This window comes from Paracoccus aminovorans, assembly GCF_001546115.1.
Lineage (GTDB): Bacteria > Pseudomonadota > Alphaproteobacteria > Rhodobacterales > Rhodobacteraceae > Paracoccus > Paracoccus aminovorans_B.
Window position 1 is genome coordinate 693,257 of the sequence record NZ_KQ955208.1, and the last position, 19,234, is coordinate 712,490.

Consider the following 19,234-nt stretch of genomic DNA (forward strand, 5'->3'; position numbering starts at 1 on the left):
CGGTGGCTGTAGCTTGATCCTGCTTTTAGTACGAAGCTCTTGAGACCCGCTTCCGCAGTGCGCATAACCCACCGCTGCGGAATACCAGACAGCCTCGCTCCTCCTTGGGGAGCGGGGCTTTTTCATGCTCAGCCCTCGCGCACGCGCCGCATCAGCCAGGCGGCCAGGCCCGAGCAGGCCAGCGTCGCCAGCAGCATCGGCCGCACCGTGCCGTCGTAGAGCAGCCCGACCGGCGCCGCAATCACCACCGCCCCCAGCGTCGAAACCGCCCCCACGACCGATGCCGCCATACCGGCGACATGGCCCATGCGCTGCAAAGCCATGGCATTGAGATTGCCGAAGGTCACGCCGGCCATGAAGAACACGCTGACCGCCCAGAAGAAGAAGGCCGGGAAGCGCAGCGCCTGCGGCAGCAGGTCGCCAAAGACCAGCACCATCATCACCGCCGAGACCACGACCTGCATCCAATAGGCCATGGTCACGATGCGCCGCATTCCCAGCCGCACCACGTAGCGCGCATTCAGCACCGTGCCGCTGCCCGAGAGCAGCGCCATGCCGGCGAACCACAGCGGGAAATCGTCGCCCTTGCCATAAGTCTGCACGAAAAGCTGCTGCGCCGAGCTCAGCAGCGCGAACATCTGGCCGAAGCCCAGCGTCATCACCAGCGTCACCAGCTGCACCTGCCGGTCGCAAAGCACCTCGCGCGCGGCCGAGGCAAGGCTGCGCAGGCTCAGCGCCCGCCGTGCGGCGGGCGGCAGGGTCTCGGGCCGGCGCAGGTGCAGCCAGCCGCCGCCCAGGGCCGCCATGACAACAAAGGAGCCGAAGACGCCGCGCCAGCCGACCAGATGGATGACGATCGCCCCGATCGAGGGCGCCACGGCCGGCACCAGGATGAAGATCATCATCACGAAGCTGGTGATCCGCGCCATCTCGCGGCCCTGATAGAGGTCGCGCACCATGGCCAGCGCCACGATGCGCGGCGCGGCGGCACCCAGGCCCTGCACGAAGCGCGCCACCAGCAGCAGTTCCAGCGAATCGGCAAAGATCGCCGCCACGGCGGCCAGCGCATAGAGCAGGAAGCCGGCCAGGATTACCGGCTTACGCCCCAGCGCGTCCGACAGCGGCCCGCCGGCCAGCAGCCCCAGGCCCAGCCCGCCCACGAAGGCGGTCAGCACCAGCTGCGCCCGGTTGACGTTATCCGGGGTCAGTTCGGCCGCGATCTCGGGCAGCGCCGGCAGCATAGAGTCGATGGAAAAGGCGATGACGGCAAAGATCAGCGCCAGCATGGCGATGAATTCCGGCAGCGGCTGGCTGCGCGACGGGGGGAATTGGGGATCGGGCATGATGTCTTCCATGGCTGCGCCCCCCGCGCCTATCGTCGCAGGCGCCGCGGTTCAAGGCCGCGCGGTTGCACGCCGCCGCGACTGGGCTATATCTGGCGCATGACCGCATCGCTCAACCTGATGAAGCTCTGTGTCGGCTGCGACGACCCGGCCGAGCTTGCGCAATGGCAGCAGCACCGCTTTCAGGGCGGCCCGGCGCGCCATGTCACCCGCATGTGGCCCAAGCGCGAGGCCGAGCTGCTGGACGGCGGCTCGATCTACTGGGTGTTCAAGGGGGTGATGCAGGCGCGCCAGCGCATCCTGCGCCTCGACGAGGTCAAGGGCGAGGACGGCATCCGCCGCTGCGCCCTGATCCTCGACCCGCAGCTGCTGCGCGTGGCCGCGGTGCCGCGCCGGCCGTTCCAGGGCTGGCGCTATCTCGCGGCCAAGGATGCCCCCCCGGACCTGCCGCCGGGCCGCGAGGACGAGCCCGGCCTGCCGGCGGAAATTGCCCGGGCGCTGGCCGACATGGGCCTGCGCTAGGTGGTGTTGACAAAAGGGATTCACAGGGTGGCCTGATCGTGATTCAAGCTGGTACCTGCAATGGAGACCAGCTTGGCACGAGACCTGATGTCGGACGAGGAATGGGCGTTTCATGAGCGCTTCATTCTGGCCGTGCGCGCCCCGAACGGGCGCAAGCCCGCAAATCACCGCCTTGTTCTTGATGGGATTTTCTGGATCGCGCGGACCGGCTCTCCTTGGCGCGACCTCCCAGAAGAGTTCGGAAAGTGGTCCAGTGTCTACCGCCAGTTCCGGCGCTGGACCCTGGCGGGGTTGTGGGAGCAGATCCTCGAAGCGCTGAACGAAAGTCGGATCGTGCCGGATGCGCTCCAGATGATCGACAGCACCGTGATCCGCGCCCATCATCAGGCAGCGGGCGCAAAAGGGGGACTCCAAGACAGGGTTTTGGCCGTTCAAGAGGTGGTTTCACGACCAAGGTCCACCTGCGCGTCAATGCTGCCGGGCTGCCAATGAGGTCGGACATCACGCCGGGCCAGACATCGGACTACCTGGGCTTTGATCTGGTCATGGACGACAACCTGCCGGAGCCTTGCATCCTGCTGGCCGATCGCGGCTATGACTCCGACAAGGTTCGCAAAACCATGGAGGCGCGTAGCATCCTGCCGGTGGTCCCGATGCGCAAGTCTCGCAGGCTCCGTGTCGCTGTCGATCGCAGGCTCTACCGGCTGCGGAACCTTGTCGAGCGGTGCTTCAACAAGCTCAAGAACGCTCGCCGTGTCGCCACCCGCTACGACAAGACCGCCGAAAGCTTCCTTGGCTTCATCGATATCACGTCGATCCGCCTCTGGCTCCGCCATTTGTCAACATGACCTAGGCGGATCAGCGCCTTACGCCGGAGCGGGTTTGGTTCCCGGATCGCGCAGGGAAAAACCCGGGAACCTTGGCTCTGGCGGCATGGTTGTCCCCTCGTAACGCCAACGGATCCGGTGCAGGCCGGACCAGCGAAGGAGTGCGAGATGAACTGGGATATCGTCGAAGGCAAATGGAACCAGCTCAAGGGCAGCGTCAAGGAGCAATGGGGCGACCTGACCGATGACGAGCTGACCGAAGTCGCCGGCAAGAAGGACAAGCTGGCCGGCAAGCTGCAAGAGAAATACGGCTGGACCAAGGAAGAGGCCGACAACCAGCTGAACGACTTCTTCCGCGACAAGACCTGAGCCTTCCCTCCTCCCGGAAGCATGGACCCCCGGCTGACCGCCGGGGGTTTTTCATGTTGTGAAGGATGCGAACGAAATGCGAACCATTCAGCCATTGAACCCGGCCGTCCAGCTTCTTATCTTGTCTGCCAGCAGGGGGCGCAGACTGCCTGTTCCAGGGGTTGCGCCACTTGGCGAGAAAGGACTGATTCCATGAACGAATTCGCCCAAACCACCCATCCGGTCCTGCCCTTGCGGGACATCGTGGTGTTTCCACACATGGTCGTGCCGCTGTTCGTCGGGCGCGAAAAGTCGGTGCGCGCGCTGGAAGCCGTGATGGAACAGGACCGCCCGATCCTTCTGGCGGCACAGAAGGATGCCGCGGTCGACGAGCCCGCGCCGGAGGGCATCTATCGCACCGGCGTGCTGGCCAATGTGCTGCAACTGCTCAAGCTGCCCGACGGCACCGTCAAGGTGCTGGTCGAGGGCCGCGAGCGCGTGCGCATCACCGATTTCGTGCCGAACGAGAATTTCTTCGAGGCCCATTGCGAGAGCCTCGTCGAAGAGCCCGGCGATTCCGACACGCTGACCGCCCTGACCCGAGCCGTAGCGGAAGAATTTGAACGCTATGTGAAGGTGCGCAAGAATATTCCCGAGGAAGTCGTCTCGGCCGTGGCCGAGGCGCGCGATCCCGCGCGGCTGGCCGATCTGGTCAGCGGCCACCTGGGCATTGCGCTGGACCGCAAGCAGGACCTGCTGGAGACGCTGGTCACCGCCGAGCGGCTGGAAAAGGTCTATGGCCTGATGCAGGGCGAGATGTCCGTGCTGCAGGTCGAGAAGAAGATCAAGTCGCGCGTCAAGACCCAGATGGAGAAGACCCAGCGCGAATACTATCTGAATGAGCAGATGAAGGCCATTCAGAAGGAGCTGGGCGACGGCGAGGATGGCGGCAACGAACTGACCGAGCTGGAAGAACGCATCAACGCCACCAAGTTCAGCAAGGAGGCCCGCGAAAAGGCCGAGGCCGAGCTGAAGAAGCTGAAGTCGATGTCGCCGATGTCGGCCGAGGCCACGGTCTCGCGCAATTACCTCGACTGGCTGCTGGCCCTGCCCTGGGGCGTGAAGTCGCGCACCCGCAAGGACCTGGCCAAGGCCGAGCAGGTGCTGGACGCCGATCACTACGGGCTGGAAAAGGTCAAGGAACGCATCGTCGAATACCTGGCGGTGCAGAACCGTTCGGCCAAGCTGAAGGGTCCGATCCTGTGCCTCGTCGGCCCTCCGGGCGTCGGCAAGACCTCGCTCGGCCGGTCCGTGGCCAAGGCGACGGGTCGCGAATTCATCCGCATTTCGCTGGGCGGCGTGCGGGATGAGAGCGAGATCCGCGGCCACCGCCGGACCTATATCGGCTCGATGCCCGGCAAGATCATCCAGGCGCTGAAGAAAGCCAAAACCACCAACCCGCTGATCCTGCTCGACGAAATCGACAAGATGGGCCAGGATTTCCGCGGCGACCCGGCCTCGGCCATGCTGGAGGTGCTGGATCCCGAACAGAACGCGAGCTTCGTGGACCACTATCTGGAGGTGGAATACGACCTGTCGAACGTGATGTTCGTGACCACGGCCAATAGCTACAACATGCCCGGGCCCCTGCTCGACCGGATGGAGATCATCTCTCTGGCCGGCTATACCGAGGACGAAAAGCGCGAGATCGCGCGCCAGCACCTGCTGCCCAAGCAGATCGCGGCGAACGGGTTGCGCAAGGGTGAATTCTCGGTCTCGGACGAGGCGCTGACCCATGTGATCCGCTATTACACCCGCGAGGCGGGCGTGCGGTCGCTGGAGCGGGAGATCGCGAAACTGGCCCGCAAGGCCGTGACCGAGATCCTGAAGGGCCAGGTGAAATCCGTCGCCGTGACGCCCGAAAAGGCCGAGGAATACCTGGGCGTGCGCCGCCACCGCTATGGCCTGGCCGAAAAGGACGACCAGGTCGGCGTGGTGACGGGCCTGGCCTGGACCCAGGTCGGCGGCGATCTGTTGCAGATCGAGGCGCTGAAACTGCCCGGCAAGGGCCGGATGAAGACGACCGGGAAACTGGGCGAGGTGATGAAGGAATCGATCGACGCGGCGGCGAGCTATGTGCGCTCGATCGCGCCCCAGATCGGGGTGAAGCCGCCGAAGTTCGACGCCATCGACATCCACGTCCACGTCCCGGACGGCGCGACGCCCAAGGACGGCCCTTCGGCCGGCCTGGCGATGGTGACCTCCATCGTCTCGGTGCTCACGCAGATCCCGGTGCGCAAGGACATCGCCATGACCGGCGAGGTTTCGCTGCGGGGCAATGCCATGGCCATCGGCGGCTTGAAGGAAAAGCTGCTGGCGGCCTTGCGGGGCGGCATCAAGACGGTGCTGATCCCGGCCGATAACGAAAAGGACCTGGCCGACATCCCGGCCAACGTCAAGGAAGGGCTGAAGATCATTCCGGTCAGCCATGTGCGCGAGGTGCTGAAACAGGCCCTGGTGCGCCAGCCCGAGCCCGTGGAATGGGACGAGGCCGCCGAGGAGGCGGCCGCCGCCAGCCGGCTCGCCGCCCATGACCAGGAAGGCGGCGCTGCCGTCGCCCACTGACGACCAGGCCGCGCGGCATCCCGCGCGGCCTTTTTCTAGACCGCGACGCCGAAAGGGGTGCTTCATGGCACTGTCAGAGCGAAAACCGCGCGTCGGAGAGAAGGCCGAGCCGGAAACAGCCAAGGTCTTGCAAAAGCGGGAACTTCTGTCTCTGGTCGGTCATCGCACCGGCTTGCGTCAGAACGAGATCAAGACCATCGTCGAGGCCACCCTGGCCGAGCTTGGCGCGGCTATCGCCGCGGGCATGACCTTGGCGCTTCCGCCGCTGGGCCGCGCCCGGATCAGCCGGCGCACGGATGGCACGGGCGGCGAGGTCATTACCCTGCGCCTGCGTCGCCGGTCTTCGTGACGGGCTGCCGCGCGACTTTTTTTCCTGCGAAGCCTCTTGCGGCTGTCGTCGACTGCGGCTATCTAGCCCGCACCGGGCGATTAGCTCAGCGGTAGAGCGCTTCGTTCACATCGAAGATGTCAGCGGTTCAAATCCGTTATCGCCCACCATTTCCCCTTTGATAACAATATCATACCCCGGTTGGGGCGCGTATTGCGAAGCGCCCCATGGTTCCTTGAACCTATTCCCGGTTTTGCGCCCCCGCCCCGTAGCCTGCCGATTCCCCCCCATCCACGGAGGAACGTCAGCATGATCAGCCTCGGCATCTCCATGATGAACGCCGTCATCAACGTCGGCATGGTGGCCGGCGGATTAATCAGCGCCGAATGGGCCGCAGCCAGCTGGACCGGCGGGAACATCGCCCTTCTTCAGCTTTGGTGCTTGACCCGCAGGCCCGCCCTCCCCCAGCCCCCGGAGGACGCGCGATGACGCCAAAGCGAATCCAGCTCAAGCGCACGAAGGGATGGCGAATGCCCGAGAGCGCGGTGAAGGTTGACCGATCAACGCGATGGGGCAATCCGTGGCGGGTGGGCGAACCGGGCATTCCCGACGCGGCCGAGGCGGTGCGCCGCTTCGCTTCCGCCGTCGAGGGCTTCATGTCGAACGGCTCTTTCTGCCCGCCGGTCGCTCACCCGGACAGCCACATCGGCCGGATCATCGCTAACGTCCATCATCTTCGCGGTCGCGATCTGGCCTGCTGGTGTCCGCTCGATCAGCCGTGCCATGCGGACGTGCTGTTGCGGCTGGCAAACCAGGAGGATGCGCGATGAGTGACGGCCTATGGCATGCCCGCTAGCCTTCAGGCCACATGCCGGATCGGCGCATAGCCCAGCACCTCGATCCCGAGGTATGTGTCATCGACGACATGTGTCTTGATCGTCTCGGTTACCGTTTCCCGCTTCCCGAGCTTGCGTACGTCGGCCAGCCAGCGATCCCGGCCGACCCGGCGCACCGCCTTGACCTCGCACCCGGGGATCACCTCGCGAAGCTCGTCCGCGATCAGTTCCTCCTCGGTCACGTCGAACGCCATCACGCGACAGCTGATCGGCTTCAGTCCCATCATCATCATGCTCCATTACCTTGCGCCGGCAGCCTGACCCGCGACATGGACAGCCGTTACAGCAACAACTGATCCGAAAAATGAAGCCCCGCCTGTTTCCAAGCGGGGCCTCGGGAATGGCTATACCGCCAGAACCGCAAAAGACAATGTTTCGATCCACCGGCCCCGATGCTGGACCGGACCACACCTCAGCCGAGAGGCGCTGACATGACCGACCATATCGACCACAGCCGCAAAATCAATAGGGCCATTAAAATGTGCTCTATCTCCGCACACCCCGAAAGCGTGTCAGCCATGCTGCGGGCAATCCCCGACGAGGTGATCGCCGCCCTGCCCGCTCGTCTGATCGCCCAGCTGATCGACGCCAACTGGCAGCTCGCCGGCGCATCGAAAGCCATTGCCGGGGCTGATGCAATCCGCGAGGGCTGCATCTGGGATGCCCAGCAGGGCCGGCACCGGGATCTTGCAGCATGACCCCAGAAGCCTTCACCCGCTGGCTGGCCGAGATGAAATTGGCCGGCCGCATCAAGACGGACAAGGAAGCCGCAGCGCTCCTTGGGATCAGCACCAATAGCGTGGTCACCATGAAGCGCGACGGCGTGCAGGGTCCGGCGGAAACGCGGACCGCGCTGGCCTGCCGCGCCCTGCTGGCGGGCCTTGCGCCTTATGGCGAAGATGAAGGGCGCGGATAGGCCCGGTTTGCCCGCGACAGCGTCGCCGCGGAAACACCGTGCGCTTTCGCCGTCCGGTTGAGGCTGACACCCGTCGCCATCATTGCCTGGCACTGGCGCAGCCAAGGTGGCATGGTGCCACGCGGCCAGGGCCGCGGCTTTATCAACAGCGCGCTCCTGTGCGGAGCAATGATCTCGCCGCCGGAATAGAGCGAGATCACCATGTCGGTGTCGCCGACGGTCACCATCTCGACCCATTTCTGGATCACCCGCAGCCGGGCGGCGTGCGCCAGCGTCTCGAGATCCCGGCCGATGATCGGCCCCAAGGCGATCAGGACGGCATCCTCAAGAGCGCGGGCCCGGAACCTATGCTCCGGTCGCGCGCCTGGGCCGTATCGCTCGCGATGCGGCACGTAATAGCGATAGTGGTCGCCCGTCCTGCCGCGGGCCGTGACATGGATCAGCGCCCGCCCAAGCTCGTGCTTTATCCGGCCGCGCAACAGGCTTTCGTCGGGGTCGCGCTTCATTCCCGCGCGGCGTCGGCGGCTGACCTCCATGCGCTGCTGGACCTTGCGCCAGAGCTCCTGGGAGATGATCGGGACATGCTGGCCCGGCTCTGCCACTCCCTTGTGGACGCGATCACCGATATAGAGCCGGTTGGTCAGCATCACCACGGTCGCGTGGCCGGCCCAGGGGCGACCGAACTTGTTGCGGTGGCCCGCCAGATTGAGCTCGTTGGCGACCAGCCGGCCCGATCCCAGCTTGCAATAGAGGCGATAGGCCAGACGCACCACCTCGGCCTCATCCTCGACCACGATCAGACGCCCATCCTCGCCACGCTGATAGCCAAATGGTCGCGGATGGGTCCAGATTCCGCGCGCCCGCGCGCCGGCAAACCAATCCCGCAGCCGCTCGCCGGTCAGCTCGCGCTCGAACTGCGCAAAGCTCAGTAGGACATTGAGCATCAGCCGGCCCATCGAGGTCGTGGTGTTAAAGGCTTGGGTGATCGAGACGAACGTGACGCCGGCCTTGTCCATCTCCTCGACCAGGTCGAGAAAATCCTTCAGGCTGCGCGACAGCCGGTCGATCTTGTAGACCACCACCACGTCGACCCTGCCCGCCACGATGTCGGCGCGCAGCTGCTTGAGGGCCGGGCGGGCCAGCGTGCCGCCTGACCAACCGATATCGTCGTAGGGGTCCGGCAGGCAGGTCCAGCCCTCGCCAGTCTGGCTGGTGATATAGGCCTCGCACAACTCGCGCTGGACCGTGGTGCTGCCCAGGTGGGATTCGGCGGCTTCGTCGGATGATTTCCGGGTGTAGATCGCGCAGCGCATTAGGCCCCTCGGGCAGCGGTCAAACAGATGGTGCTGGGATGATCCACGCCGGCGCGGCGACGTTGTAGACACTATCGCAGACCGAGCCGGAGTCAATCGCCGCGCAAGATCGGTCCAAAACGCAAAAAGACCCCCGCCCCGGGCGAACCGGGACGGGGCAAGCGGAACAATCCCGCGCGCGGCGGGTTGCGAGGGGTCAGCAATGCGGGGTGGCGAGATGCCGAGCACGAAAACGATCAGGCCAGTCACCTATGAGGAGGATATCGGGCGATTTCGGACGGTGACCGACGCTCGCGGAATGGGCGCCGCACTCCTGGCGCATTGCGACCAAGGCGACCCTGACTACCAGCTGGCCGTGCTGGCCTGCCTCGGCCTCGACCGCGGCACCGTCGATCCCGAGCGGGCGCGGGCCGATTTCGTGGCCGCTCTCTCCGCCGCCGACGTCTCCCCGAGCCAATGCGGCCCGAGGAAGCTGCAATTCTTGTATCAGCTGACAAGCGCCTGGCGGTTCTGCGCGTGGCGGGCCGCCATCGTCCGGCCCTGCCGACCAGACGAAAGCTGCCTCGCAGCCACCGGCGTATAGTCGTCCTGCGCAAGCTCCGGGAACAGCGCCAGGATTTCCTCGCGCGCTGCGGCACCCACTGATTTCAGGGCCTCGGTGCCGGTATAGAGAGACTCGCTCTCGGCCCCATTGGAAACGACGACTTCGTGCTGGTCGAACAGGATGTGGAAGTATTCGACCGCCTCGACATCATCGGCTACGTCGATCCCGTCGATTGCGACAAGCTGCTTGGCCGCGACCAGAACCTCGTTCACTCCGAACATGCGCTGTGCGATCCGGGAGCGGACAAGAATCCGGTGCTGCGGCGAGACGAGAAGGTCGGTGCTCGGAATCGCCGTGCCGAGCGCACCGGCTTTGATGCGGATCGGGCGCAGGTGCGGCTGCGCTTGCAGGCGATCAGCCGTCACCAGCGTCGAGCCGATCCAACGCACGGCCTGCTCGCCGCGGTCCTGCGTAAGCACCATGTCACCGACGCTCAGCGTCTCGATCAGTTCTTCGCCACGAGGCGTGCGGATCGCGGTGCCGCGCGTGAAGCAGGCCACCAGAGTGCTGTAGTCGACAGTGCCGTTATAGTCGTTATCGCCGGTCGAACTCAGCGAGACGACATCCCCGGCGCTGACCTTGATGGTCGACGCCCAGTAGTAGTCGCCGACCTGTCCACCAAGGTTCTCGTTGGATGTGCCGGAGTAGATCCGGATGGTGTAGGCAGTGCCGGTTTCGCCGGTGGTCGAGTTGACAATCGTCTGCTTGAAGACGCTCCGGACAACCTGCCCAGCGGATGCGAGGCCAAGAGCCGCGGCCAGAACCTGCTCACCATCAAGGTCCAGAGATTCTTGGGGACTGTTGCTTTCGTCTTGCAGGACCGGGTCGTTGTCCTGAATCTGCATGACATCCACAGCGCTTACAGCGAGATTCTGGGCTCCACCGAGGAATCCGTTGGGTTGGCCGATGGCCGCGTTAGAGAAAACATTAAGCGTGTAGACAGGCATGGAAATTCCCAATGTCAGAGGTTGGGCGAAGTCAGGTTGATACCGAACGCGCTGTTTGCGGTGCTTAAGGATTGCACGTTAAAGTTGTCAACGATTATTAACGGCTGTCCGTAAGGACGGGTGAGTGCGACTGTGCCATCACCCGGACCCTATCTGAGGCACAGGCTCGATCAAACCTTTGAAACGCAAAAAAGCCGCCCCCCGGTGTGAGCCGAGGGGCGGTCTTCGTGGTGGGTTTAACAGTAGCACAAGAGGCAGCGCGCGTTCGGCTGCCGACCCGATATAACCACAGCATGAGGCGAGACGCAACTGCACAACCTAAACGGGTCCGAGCGAGGTTGACCAAAAAGGCAACTTCACCTCGCGGAAGCTCTCGTGCAGATTGCAGGGGTCGGTGGCGAGTAGTCCTTTTTCGTGGTGGTAATTGGTTTGTGGTTGCCCCGACCTGATCGGGAGGGCTGTGTGGTGCGGCCCGCCCGATGTCGTTCCAGCGGTCAGGTGACGCCGCCGCCCTTCTTGGCCCAGATCCGCCAGAGCATGCTTGCGCCGGCCGAGGCACCCCCGCCTAGGAACAGCATGAGTGCCGTGGCCGTCGCATCGGCGACAAAGCGGGTGTCGAAGCAGTAATAGCCGAGATCGGCGGTCGCGGTGATGATGCCGGCCGATGCCAGCATCCCGGCAAAGACGAGCAGAACTTGGCGCAGCACTAGCGCGAGGGTTCCCTTGAGCATGGTCACTGTCCTTTCAGTGCATTGAGGCAGAGTTTCGTTTCAGCCGCGCGCCGGTTGGTCAGGCCCTTGACGGGCTTGCCGCCGGCCTTGTCCCAGCGCGGGAGCTGGTTGCAGGCGCCCTGCCAGTCGCCGGCATTGGCTTTCTTCGCGAGCGTCGAGCCACAGGCCGCGCTCGTCCCGACGTTGTAGGACCAGGACACCAGCGCCACCTGCACACCCTCGGGCTGCTGCGGCAGCGCCGGGACGCACCGGGTCAGGCCGTCGCGATAGGTCGCAAGCGCCGCCATGAGCATGTCGGTGCATTGCGCGCTGGTGTAGCGGTCGCCGGCCTTCACGCCGCGCGTCTCGCCGTAGCAGACGGTCCAGACGGGCGGCTGGGCGATGCGGTCGAGGTAGGCCTCGGTGCGCTCGCCTTCCCATGGTCCGATGAAGATGGCGGCTGCGGCGATGACCCCGGCCGCGCCGGTCGCGCCGGCCGCCTTCTTCGCCTTGGACTTCGATCCGAACACGTCGGAGAGCCACGCGAAAAGCGCTACGAATGGATTTCTCATCATGTCCTCATGAAAAAGCCCGCCGCAGAGGTGGTGCTCAGGGCGGGTGCGAATCGGTGTTTCGCCCAACGATTGCTGGGCGAGAGGGTGGTGCTCACGTCGTCAGGAAATCAGTCGTTCAGCGGATGGCGTTTCCGACCGCCCATGTCGCCCAGATGATCCGGCAGTGGTCAGGCTCAAACACCCGGTCCATGGCGCGCAGAAAAGCCCGGCGGGCGGCGCAGTCGCGGGTCTCGTAAACCACGGCGCAGAACGGCTTGTAGCGCCCGGTCAGCAGCAGGCCGAGGCAGGATGATGCAGCCCAATGCATGGCTTACCTCGGGGGTTGGGTGCGGTCGTTCCAATGGATCTGATGCCCGCGACCCAGCAGGATCTTGATGTCGCGGTTTTGCTCGGCCAGGAGTTCTTTCACGTCCGACAGATCATCGCGCATGTCGGCCCGGTCGCGTTCGATCCGCTTTTCCAATCGTTCGATTTCCTCCAACGATTTCGCCACTTTACCCTCCAACCGCGCGAGCCAGAAAATGCCGCCGACCAGCGCTGCCGCCAGCGCCCAGAAGTCTTTGATAAGATCCATCGTATTTCCAATTGGCCGTGAAGATCATTGTGTCCGGTATGTGACGCAGGGCCGCGCCGGGCGCGCTATCAAGAGGGAGAGCCGGGCGGCTTGTGGTGGGGCTGCCCGGCTTTTCTTGTTGATCACCAGATGGCGAGTTTGCCGCGAGCATAGGCCTCGATGGCCTGGCGAATTTCGGTTTGCTGCGTGCCGCTCTGATGCAGAGCAAGCCCGGGCACCATGATCAATCCGAGCAGGTTGACGTAACGGAGCGGGTTGTAGACCGTGCCTGGGATATAGCCTGCCGCCCCGACGACAAGGTGGCCCTCCTCATTCTGCCGTGTAATGCCCGATGCCACCGCGCGGTTCACGGCCCCGTTAAGCCATAGCTCTGCCGCGCCGCCGGGGCGATCGAACGACGCCATCCACATTTGGGCCGCAGTCCCGGCGGCGGCCCCGGTCACCGACTGCACTATGTTGGTGGTCGTGGCCCCGGCTGAATCCCGGGTCTGATGATTGAGAGCCAGAACCGAAGCGGAGACGACATAGCCAAAGCGGCTCGCCCCGGTCTGCACGCCCCCTGTTTGCGACGTTTCGATCCGCTGGTTTGCGGCAATCCCGCCAACCGCAGATGCCTCGCCGGTTGGCTTGATCATCGCGACCAGAGTATAGCTTGCCTCAATCGGCCAAATATCATCGGAGGTCGATACGAGAGGGCAACCGGACGTGCCGTTGCTGAACAGCAAGCCCCGCTGACCATTTTGCGCGTCCTGAACCACGGCGGGCATGGCCGCACCGGTATTGGTGCCGAGCGCGAATACCTCTCCGCTCTTGCGATCAGTCCACGACCCAGATGCAAAACCAGACCGCGGATCGAGCCAAATAGAACCGGCCGGCAGAGCCGCCATGAGGTTATCCGTCAGCGGATCAGGTTCGACCCGTCCGGGAAGAAACACAGTGCCCAGCGGAGCGTCAGAGAGGCTGCGCGTGGCGGCGATACGTTGCGAGTAAACAGGCATGTCAGTTGCTCTCGATCAGGATTTGCTGGTGAGCGGCCATTTGCAGGCCAGGGAACGTGTCGGGGTAATCCCACCACACGTCGCCAAGGTCATTCGCCTCCCCCTCGAATGCGGGCTGCGGGTGAGCGGCGGTGAACAGGCTGGAAACCGTCGCCCCATAGCCAGCGACAATCGCCGTTCTAGCGCCCGTGCGATTGCCCCGGTGGTTAGGTCATGTTGACAAATGGCGGAGCCAGAGGCGGATCGACGTGATATCGATGAAGCCAAGGAAGCTTTCGGCGGTCTTGTCGTAGCGGGTGGCGACACGGCGAGCGTTCTTGAGCTTGTTGAAGCACCGCTCGACAAGGTTCCGCAGCCGGTAGAGCCTGCGATCGACAGCGACACGGAGCCTGCGAGACTTGCGCATCGGGACCACCGGCAGGATGCTACGCGCCTCCATGGTTTTGCGAACCTTGTCGGAGTCATAGCCGCGATCGGCCAGCAGGATGCAAGGCTCCGGCAGGTTGTCGTCCATGACCAGATCAAAGCCCAGGTAGTCCGATGTCTGGCCCGGCGTGATGTCCGACCTCATTGGCAGCCCGGCAGCATTGACGCGCAGGTGGACCTTGGTCGTGAAACCACCTCTTGAACGGCCAAAACCCTGTCTTGGAGTCCCCCTTTTGCGCCCGCTGCCTGATGATGGGCGCGGATCACGGTGCTGTCGATCATCTGGAGCGCATCCGGCACGATCCGACTTTCGTTCAGCGCTTCGAGGATCTGCTCCCACAACCCCGCCAGGGTCCAGCGCCGGAACTGGCGGTAGACACTGGACCACTTCCCGAACTCTTCTGGGAGGTCGCGCCAAGGAGAGCCGGTCCGCGCGATCCAGAAAATCCCATCAAGAACAAGGCGGTGATTTGCGGGCTTGCGCCCGTTCGGGGCGCGCACGGCCAGAATGAAGCGCTCATGAAACGCCCATTCCTCGTCCGACATCAGGTCTCGTGCCAAGCTGGTCTCCATTGCAGGTACCAGCTTGAATCACGATCAGGCCACCCTGTGAATCCCTTTTGTCAACACCACCTAGGTATCTTTTTGGGCTTCTTGTATGAGTGAACGTCAACTTCTTCGAAGCCTTTTTTATTGTCTGACCGACAGAAGAACTTGATGTTGACTTCGAACAGGGCTGACGCCTTCGTCAGAGTCTCAGTCAATCTTGCGCGGTTAAACTTCTCGGCATCTTTGAGGAACATGAGATGGTACAAGGAAGCCCAAAACAGCGCGGCCCGATGAAATGCAATGTCATCTTCAGGCCCCATAATGGAAAAGCATTCCGTCTTAGGTCATGTTGACAAATGGCGGAGCCAGAGGCGGATCGACGTGATATCGATGAAGCCAAGGAAGCTTTCGGCGGTCTTGTCGTAGCGGGTGGCGACACGGCGAGCGTTCTTGAGCTTGTTGAAGCACCGCTCGACAAGGTTCCGCAGCCGGTAGAGCCTGCGATCGACAGCGACACGGAGCCTGCGAGACTTGCGCATCGGGACCACCGGCAGGATGCTACGCGCCTCCATGGTTTTGCGAACCTTGTCGGAGTCATAGCCGCGATCGGCCAGCAGGATGCAAGGCTCCGGCAGGTTGTCGTCCATGACCAGATCAAAGCCCAGGTAGTCCGATGTCTGGCCCGGCGTGATGTCCGACCTCATTGGCAGCCCGGCAGCATTGACGCGCAGGTGGACCTTGGTCGTGAAACCACCTCTTGAACGGCCAAAACCCTGTCTTGGAGTCCCCCTTTTGCGCCCGCTGCCTGATGATGGGCGCGGATCACGGTGCTGTCGATCATCTGGAGCGCATCCGGCACGATCCGACTTTCGTTCAGCGCTTCGAGGATCTGCTCCCACAACCCCGCCAGGGTCCAGCGCCGGAACTGGCGGTAGACACTGGACCACTTCCCGAACTCTTCTGGGAGGTCGCGCCAAGGAGAGCCGGTCCGCGCGATCCAGAAAATCCCATCAAGAACAAGGCGGTGATTTGCGGGCTTGCGCCCGTTCGGGGCGCGCACGGCCAGAATGAAGCGCTCATGAAACGCCCATTCCTCGTCCGACATCAGGTCTCGTGCCAAGCTGGTCTCCATTGCAGGTACCAGCTTGAATCACGATCAGGCCACCCTGTGAATCCCTTTTGTCAACACCACCTAGGTATCTTTTTGGGCTTCTTGTATGAGTGAACGTCAACTTCTTCGAAGCCTTTTTTATTGTCTGACCGACAGAAGAACTTGATGTTGACTTCGAACAGGGCTGACGCCTTCGTCAGAGTCTCAGTCAATCTTGCGCGGTTAAACTTCTCGGCATCTTTGAGGAACATGAGATGGTACAAGGAAGCCCAAAACAGCGCGGCCCGATGAAATGCAATGTCATCTTCAGGCCCCATAATGGAAAAGCATTCCGTCTTAGGTCATGTTGACAAATGGCGGAGCCAGAGGCGGATCGACGTGATATCGATGAAGCCAAGGAAGCTTTCGGCGGTCTTGTCGTAGCGGGTGGCGACACGGCGAGCGTTCTTGAGCTTGTTGAAGCACCGCTCGACAAGGTTCCGCAGCCGGTAGAGCCTGCGATCGACAGCGACACGGAGCCTGCGAGACTTGCGCATCGGGACCACCGGCAGGATGCTACGCGCCTCCATGGTTTTGCGAACCTTGTCGGAGTCATAGCCGCGATCGGCCAGCAGGATGCAAGGCTCCGGCAGGTTGTCGTCCATGACCAGATCAAAGCCCAGGTAGTCCGATGTCTGGCCCGGCGTGATGTCCGACCTCATTGGCAGCCCGGCAGCATTGACGCGCAGGTGGACCTTGGTCGTGAAACCACCTCTTGAACGGCCAAAACCCTGTCTTGGAGTCCCCCTTTTGCGCCCGCTGCCTGATGATGGGCGCGGATCACGGTGCTGTCGATCATCTGGAGCGCATCCGGCACGATCCGACTTTCGTTCAGCGCTTCGAGGATCTGCTCCCACAACCCCGCCAGGGTCCAGCGCCGGAACTGGCGGTAGACACTGGACCACTTCCCGAACTCTTCTGGGAGGTCGCGCCAAGGAGAGCCGGTCCGCGCGATCCAGAAAATCCCATCAAGAACAAGGCGGTGATTTGCGGGCTTGCGCCCGTTCGGGGCGCGCACGGCCAGAATGAAGCGCTCATGAAACGCCCATTCCTCGTCCGACATCAGGTCTCGTGCCAAGCTGGTCTCCATTGCAGGTACCAGCTTGAATCACGATCAGGCCACCCTGTGAATCCCTTTTGTCAACACCACCTAGTACAAGGATCGGTTTCTGGCCTGTCCCAGCACCTGGCACCGCGTCCGATGAGGTCACGACCACCATTCGGTCCAGAAGATCATAGGCATCGGCCTGAATCAGAGCCGCAATAGAAAAGGCCACTGCTTCCTGTCGGCTATCCGCGATGATAGGAATTGTCCGATCACCATCTCGGAGCATATTCTGGTACGTCTCGCTCTTACCGCCCCTTCGTTCCGCCACCAATCTGGCCGGTATGCTTGGGGTCGACGCGCTCGCCCAGCCTCTGTACCAGTCTTCAGGGGAAATTAATCCGGGATGGCTCAATCCAAGCCGTTCTGCCAGCCAGATGCGTGTCCCGGGAGCCTCTTCCAGCCATGTTTCGATATCCACCGCGTCCCAAGCATGGACCTCTGCCCAGTCCCCGCTTGCGCGGCGCTCAGTCAGCCATTCCTCTTTGCTAGCCCAACGTCTTGGGGTCACAAAGACAAATGCTGTATCCTTCAGGATTTCGGCATCGAATTCTTTGACCCTCTTATCATAATCGGCGTTAGCCTTTGTGGAGGGAGATTGATCGCAGCCCATTTCCCATAGCGACTTTCCAGCCGGCACCCACGGGGTTGAGGTCTCACTCACTGCCTCACCATCAACGCCGTGAAGGGCGATTGCATCATTGCCGGGAAAGCGAAGCGACTTCAGACCCGGAGTGGTTTCACGGATCAGGCGACGAACAAGTACAGGCAGCAGGGAACGCGCTTCAATGCGATCTGCCCATTGCCGAATATGCGTTTCCGTTATCATGTTCTTATCCCCGCAATCCACTTTCTCAATTTGGGTGTGCAGATAGCTTATTCAAGCACCCATGTGAGATTCTGAGAATCATGAGAACAGTCCGATTCACATAGGCATTTTCGCAAGAGCAAAAGCCATCGCCGACAGTCCGCGCAGTGCTCCTTCGCCCGAGAGGTGATCCCCCACCCTAAGCCGGCGTTGATGCTGTGACCGCCCCCCGCTATCGTCATGGCGAGATTTTTCTGCGACACCTTGCGAACGGCAGTTTTGCGAAATGCCACCACGCAGCATGGCGCTGACTCGACCGTCGGCTAAGGGCCGACTTTGCCACCCTCGCCACTCACGGCCACATCTGCGCCGCATGCAAGACCCGCAGGATCACCAGCGCTCCCCCGACCTCGGCATAGATCACAAGATAGTTCGGCCGGACGACCATTTCGCGTGTCCCTGCAACCCGGCCCGGCCGATACGCCCTCGGCCGATCAGGCAGCTTGCCAACCTTCGCCTCGATCTCTTCCAGCAGCGCGAGCGCGGCTGTCGGATTGTCATCGGCGATGTACGCGAAGATCAAACGCAGATCCTCGCGCGCGGCTTGCCGCCATTCCACCTCAGGCACGGCGCTTCCGCTCGATCAGTTCGCGCATTTCCGCCATGATATCGACATGCGGGATGGTCGGCTGGTCATCCTCAAGTGCTTCGCGCACCTTTGCGCGGAACCACGCGTCATAGGCGTCCGGATCGGCGGTCAAACCGGCCGGCAGCCCGCCCTCCCGCGCGACGCGGGTCAGCAGGATGCGGACCGCATCCGACAGGGTCAAGCCAACCCCGGCCAGCGCCTCGGCAGCTTGGGCTTTGAGTTGGTCGTCCACGCGGACGTGCAGCATTGAAGTTTGCGCGGGCATGGTGGCCTCCTGTGCTACACGAAATGTATCTCAAATGCGATACTTGAGCAAGGCGCGGCTTGGTCAATCTCCGATGAACACAGATGAGGATCCCTCATCTGCTGCGCCTCCGCAGGAAATCGCGTCACCAATACGGCCGGCCGGCTTACCATTGATGAAGACCGAGCCCGATCCTCCTGACAGCGCCCGATCATGCGCCGGAGCGGGGCAGGTGGGGCAGGCGTGCGGCGCATAAGAATCACCCTGCCGGACGGCGGGGATGCCGTCGACATTCACGTCAAGCGACGCCTCAATGCTGGGGGTTGGCGGGAAATGGCAGGCGTGATCGGAAGCAATATCCCCGAGACGGGTGGAAGATTTACCGGTCATATGTGTCCCCAAAGTCAATACTCCTGATTCCAATCAGCCCGGAAGTTCCAATCTACAGCTGTAAATATCAGATCGAACGCGCCAGGCATTTTCCTTTTGAAGCCAAAGCTAAAAGCATGGAATCATTTTCCTTCATCAATGCCTTCTGCATTTTTAGAGATTTTTTAAATACACGGAGTAAAGCCTCCCACACATCAAGCAATGGCCCTGCATCGGCACATGCTATCAGCCAGAGGTCATCCCGCACCACCAACGATCAACAGTGACCGATCTTGGCAAAAGTCCATTCGATGACCCATTAGCCATAGATTCATGGCAGGCGCGTCATTCAAAGGATATCGGACAATAGGCCATAGCAGGTAACGAGTTACTTCCGGTATGGGAGGC

The 19,234-nt window shown here is 62.6% G+C and carries 25 protein-coding genes, 1 tRNA gene and 1 pseudogene; 10 read left to right on the forward strand and 17 right to left on the reverse strand.

Annotation, left to right across the window (positions count from 1 at the left end; translation table 11 throughout):
* Positions 1 to 128 precede the first annotated feature (128 nt).
* Positions 129 to 1,343: a multidrug effflux MFS transporter gene (locus ASV56_RS03565; RefSeq protein WP_062560815.1), complete on the reverse strand. Its 1,215-nt coding sequence runs from the start codon at positions 1,341 to 1,343 to the stop codon at positions 129 to 131.
* A gap of 99 nt (positions 1,344 to 1,442) precedes the next feature.
* On the opposite strand from ASV56_RS03565, the gene ASV56_RS03570 reads away from it, so the two are divergent.
* The 8 genes and pseudogenes from ASV56_RS03570 (at position 1,443) to ASV56_RS03610 (ending at position 6,823) form a co-directional block, all read left to right on the forward strand.
* The gene (locus ASV56_RS03570; RefSeq protein ID WP_017998092.1) at positions 1,443 to 1,865 is read left to right on the forward strand and encodes a DUF1489 family protein; all 423 of its coding nucleotides are present in this window, start codon (positions 1,443 to 1,445) and stop codon (positions 1,863 to 1,865) included.
* 87 nt (positions 1,866 to 1,952) lie between these two features.
* Positions 1,953 to 2,713: pseudogene (locus ASV56_RS22475) on the forward strand (IS5 family transposase).
* Positions 2,714 to 2,860: 147 nt separating this feature from the next.
* Entirely contained in the window at positions 2,861 to 3,061 is a 201-nt protein-coding gene (locus ASV56_RS03585; RefSeq protein WP_062560816.1) for a CsbD family protein, read from the forward strand.
* A 192-nt stretch (positions 3,062 to 3,253) separates the two neighbouring features.
* Positions 3,254 to 5,665, forward strand: coding sequence for an endopeptidase La (gene lon, locus ASV56_RS03590; RefSeq protein ID WP_062560817.1), 2,412 nt, complete (start codon positions 3,254 to 3,256; stop codon positions 5,663 to 5,665).
* A 64-nt stretch (positions 5,666 to 5,729) separates the two neighbouring features.
* Positions 5,730 to 6,014: an HU family DNA-binding protein gene (locus tag ASV56_RS03595; RefSeq protein ID WP_062560818.1), complete on the forward strand. Its 285-nt coding sequence runs from the start codon at positions 5,730 to 5,732 to the stop codon at positions 6,012 to 6,014.
* A 74-nt stretch (positions 6,015 to 6,088) separates the two neighbouring features.
* A tRNA-Val gene (locus ASV56_RS03600) sits at positions 6,089 to 6,163 on the forward strand.
* 139 nt (positions 6,164 to 6,302) lie between these two features.
* Complete coding sequence (locus ASV56_RS03605) at positions 6,303 to 6,482, forward strand: hypothetical protein (protein WP_062560819.1); 180 nt, start codon at positions 6,303 to 6,305, stop codon at positions 6,480 to 6,482.
* A complete protein-coding gene (locus ASV56_RS03610; RefSeq protein ID WP_082724720.1) occupies positions 6,479 to 6,823 on the forward strand; it encodes a DUF4326 domain-containing protein in 345 nt (114 codons plus the stop codon). Before ASV56_RS03605 ends, ASV56_RS03610 begins: the two co-directional genes overlap by 4 nt.
* A 29-nt stretch (positions 6,824 to 6,852) precedes the next feature.
* On the opposite strand, the gene ASV56_RS03615 is transcribed toward ASV56_RS03610, so the two are convergent.
* Positions 6,853 to 7,116, reverse strand: a complete 264-nt coding sequence (locus tag ASV56_RS03615) for a hypothetical protein (protein WP_156429052.1) — start codon at positions 7,114 to 7,116, stop codon at positions 6,853 to 6,855.
* A 204-nt stretch (positions 7,117 to 7,320) separates the two neighbouring features.
* Between ASV56_RS03615 and ASV56_RS03620 the strand changes: the two genes are divergently transcribed.
* Complete coding sequence (locus ASV56_RS03620) at positions 7,321 to 7,587, forward strand: hypothetical protein (protein ID WP_156429053.1); 267 nt, start codon at positions 7,321 to 7,323, stop codon at positions 7,585 to 7,587.
* Positions 7,584 to 7,805: a hypothetical protein gene (locus tag ASV56_RS03625; RefSeq protein ID WP_062560823.1), complete on the forward strand. Its 222-nt coding sequence runs from the start codon at positions 7,584 to 7,586 to the stop codon at positions 7,803 to 7,805. The genes ASV56_RS03620 and ASV56_RS03625 overlap by 4 nt, the downstream gene beginning before the upstream one ends.
* Here ASV56_RS03625 and ASV56_RS03630 read toward each other — a convergent pair.
* The 15 genes from ASV56_RS03630 to ASV56_RS23390 all read right to left on the reverse strand — a co-directional run bounded on the left by ASV56_RS03630 (position 7,778) and on the right by ASV56_RS23390 (position 19,094).
* On the reverse strand, positions 7,778 to 9,118 hold the full coding sequence (locus ASV56_RS03630) for a recombinase family protein (protein ID WP_062560824.1): 1,341 nt from the start codon (positions 9,116 to 9,118) through the stop codon (positions 7,778 to 7,780). The genes ASV56_RS03625 and ASV56_RS03630 overlap by 28 nt on opposite strands.
* 486 nt (positions 9,119 to 9,604) lie before the next feature.
* Positions 9,605 to 10,669, reverse strand: coding sequence for a Hint domain-containing protein (locus ASV56_RS22480; protein WP_082724721.1), 1,065 nt, complete (start codon positions 10,667 to 10,669; stop codon positions 9,605 to 9,607).
* Positions 10,670 to 11,163: 494 nt separating this feature from the next.
* The gene (locus tag ASV56_RS03640; protein ID WP_062560825.1) at positions 11,164 to 11,400 is read right to left on the reverse strand and encodes a hypothetical protein; all 237 of its coding nucleotides are present in this window, start codon (positions 11,398 to 11,400) and stop codon (positions 11,164 to 11,166) included.
* A gap of 2 nt (positions 11,401 to 11,402) precedes the next feature.
* Positions 11,403 to 11,951: a lysozyme gene (locus ASV56_RS03645; RefSeq protein ID WP_062560826.1), complete on the reverse strand. Its 549-nt coding sequence runs from the start codon at positions 11,949 to 11,951 to the stop codon at positions 11,403 to 11,405.
* A gap of 118 nt (positions 11,952 to 12,069) precedes the next feature.
* On the reverse strand, positions 12,070 to 12,261 hold the full coding sequence (locus ASV56_RS03650) for a hypothetical protein (protein WP_062560827.1): 192 nt from the start codon (positions 12,259 to 12,261) through the stop codon (positions 12,070 to 12,072).
* A gap of 3 nt (positions 12,262 to 12,264) precedes the next feature.
* On the reverse strand, positions 12,265 to 12,528 hold the full coding sequence (locus tag ASV56_RS03655) for a hypothetical protein (protein ID WP_062560828.1): 264 nt from the start codon (positions 12,526 to 12,528) through the stop codon (positions 12,265 to 12,267).
* Positions 12,529 to 12,650: 122 nt separating this feature from the next.
* Complete coding sequence (locus ASV56_RS03660) at positions 12,651 to 13,526, reverse strand: hypothetical protein (protein ID WP_156429055.1); 876 nt, start codon at positions 13,524 to 13,526, stop codon at positions 12,651 to 12,653.
* 211 nt (positions 13,527 to 13,737) lie between these two features.
* Positions 13,738 to 14,525 (reverse strand): IS5 family transposase gene (locus tag ASV56_RS22485; protein WP_123130128.1). Its coding sequence is split into 2 segments (ribosomal slippage): positions 13,738 to 14,189 and positions 14,189 to 14,525, totalling 789 coding nucleotides; the frame shifts between segments, so codons are not numbered across the junction.
* 320 nt (positions 14,526 to 14,845) lie between these two features.
* Positions 14,846 to 15,633, reverse strand: a protein-coding gene (locus tag ASV56_RS22490; protein WP_123130128.1) for an IS5 family transposase whose coding sequence is annotated in 2 segments (ribosomal slippage) — positions 14,846 to 15,297 and positions 15,297 to 15,633 — 789 coding nt in all. Because the reading frame shifts where the segments join, the coding sequence is not laid out codon by codon here.
* 320 nt (positions 15,634 to 15,953) lie between these two features.
* A protein-coding gene (locus ASV56_RS22495; protein ID WP_123130128.1) for an IS5 family transposase occupies positions 15,954 to 16,741 on the reverse strand; the annotation gives its coding sequence in 2 pieces (ribosomal slippage) (positions 15,954 to 16,405 and positions 16,405 to 16,741; 789 coding nt in all).
* On the reverse strand, positions 16,686 to 17,585 hold the full coding sequence (locus tag ASV56_RS23385) for a hypothetical protein (protein ID WP_156429056.1): 900 nt from the start codon (positions 17,583 to 17,585) through the stop codon (positions 16,686 to 16,688). Before ASV56_RS23385 ends, ASV56_RS22495 begins: the two co-directional genes overlap by 56 nt.
* Before the next feature lie 331 nt (positions 17,586 to 17,916).
* Positions 17,917 to 18,192, reverse strand: coding sequence for a type II toxin-antitoxin system RelE/ParE family toxin (locus tag ASV56_RS03695; protein WP_062560830.1), 276 nt, complete (start codon positions 18,190 to 18,192; stop codon positions 17,917 to 17,919).
* Positions 18,185 to 18,478, reverse strand: coding sequence for a type II toxin-antitoxin system RelB/DinJ family antitoxin (locus ASV56_RS03700; protein WP_062560831.1), 294 nt, complete (start codon positions 18,476 to 18,478; stop codon positions 18,185 to 18,187). The genes ASV56_RS03695 and ASV56_RS03700 overlap by 8 nt, the downstream gene beginning before the upstream one ends.
* Before the next feature lie 63 nt (positions 18,479 to 18,541).
* The gene (locus ASV56_RS22500) at positions 18,542 to 18,847 is read right to left on the reverse strand and encodes a PAAR domain-containing protein (protein ID WP_082724722.1); all 306 of its coding nucleotides are present in this window, start codon (positions 18,845 to 18,847) and stop codon (positions 18,542 to 18,544) included.
* A 67-nt stretch (positions 18,848 to 18,914) separates the two neighbouring features.
* Positions 18,915 to 19,094: a hypothetical protein gene (locus tag ASV56_RS23390; protein WP_156429057.1), complete on the reverse strand. Its 180-nt coding sequence runs from the start codon at positions 19,092 to 19,094 to the stop codon at positions 18,915 to 18,917.
* Positions 19,095 to 19,234 lie beyond the last annotated feature (140 nt).

Bases quoted from the DNA above. Each gene is read 5' to 3' on its own strand.
- ASV56_RS03565 (WP_062560815.1), bottom strand. From the start codon at position 1,343: ATGCCCGATCCCCAATTCCCCCCGTCGCGCAGCCAGCCGCTGCCGGAA.
- ASV56_RS03570 (WP_017998092.1), top strand. From the start codon at position 1,443: ATGACCGCATCGCTCAACCTGATGAAGCTCTGTGTCGGCTGCGACGAC.
- ASV56_RS03585 (WP_062560816.1), top strand. From the start codon at position 2,861: ATGAACTGGGATATCGTCGAAGGCAAATGGAACCAGCTCAAGGGCAGC.
- lon (WP_062560817.1), top strand. From the start codon at position 3,254: ATGAACGAATTCGCCCAAACCACCCATCCGGTCCTGCCCTTGCGGGAC.
- ASV56_RS03595 (WP_062560818.1), top strand. From the start codon at position 5,730: ATGGCACTGTCAGAGCGAAAACCGCGCGTCGGAGAGAAGGCCGAGCCG.
- ASV56_RS03605 (WP_062560819.1), top strand. From the start codon at position 6,303: ATGATCAGCCTCGGCATCTCCATGATGAACGCCGTCATCAACGTCGGC.
- ASV56_RS03610 (WP_082724720.1), top strand. From the start codon at position 6,479: ATGACGCCAAAGCGAATCCAGCTCAAGCGCACGAAGGGATGGCGAATG.
- ASV56_RS03615 (WP_156429052.1), bottom strand. From the start codon at position 7,116: ATGATGGGACTGAAGCCGATCAGCTGTCGCGTGATGGCGTTCGACGTG.
- ASV56_RS03620 (WP_156429053.1), top strand. From the start codon at position 7,321: ATGACCGACCATATCGACCACAGCCGCAAAATCAATAGGGCCATTAAA.
- ASV56_RS03625 (WP_062560823.1), top strand. From the start codon at position 7,584: ATGACCCCAGAAGCCTTCACCCGCTGGCTGGCCGAGATGAAATTGGCC.
- ASV56_RS03630 (WP_062560824.1), bottom strand. From the start codon at position 9,118: ATGCGCTGCGCGATCTACACCCGGAAATCATCCGACGAAGCCGCCGAA.
- ASV56_RS22480 (WP_082724721.1), bottom strand. From the start codon at position 10,669: ATGCCTGTCTACACGCTTAATGTTTTCTCTAACGCGGCCATCGGCCAA.
- ASV56_RS03640 (WP_062560825.1), bottom strand. From the start codon at position 11,400: ATGCTCAAGGGAACCCTCGCGCTAGTGCTGCGCCAAGTTCTGCTCGTC.
- ASV56_RS03645 (WP_062560826.1), bottom strand. From the start codon at position 11,951: ATGAGAAATCCATTCGTAGCGCTTTTCGCGTGGCTCTCCGACGTGTTC.
- ASV56_RS03650 (WP_062560827.1), bottom strand. From the start codon at position 12,261: ATGCATTGGGCTGCATCATCCTGCCTCGGCCTGCTGCTGACCGGGCGC.
- ASV56_RS03655 (WP_062560828.1), bottom strand. From the start codon at position 12,528: ATGGATCTTATCAAAGACTTCTGGGCGCTGGCGGCAGCGCTGGTCGGC.
- ASV56_RS03660 (WP_156429055.1), bottom strand. From the start codon at position 13,526: ATGCCTGTTTACTCGCAACGTATCGCCGCCACGCGCAGCCTCTCTGAC.
- ASV56_RS23385 (WP_156429056.1), bottom strand. From the start codon at position 17,585: ATGATAACGGAAACGCATATTCGGCAATGGGCAGATCGCATTGAAGCG.
- ASV56_RS03700 (WP_062560831.1), bottom strand. From the start codon at position 18,478: ATGCCCGCGCAAACTTCAATGCTGCACGTCCGCGTGGACGACCAACTC.
- ASV56_RS22500 (WP_082724722.1), bottom strand. From the start codon at position 18,847: ATGACCGGTAAATCTTCCACCCGTCTCGGGGATATTGCTTCCGATCAC.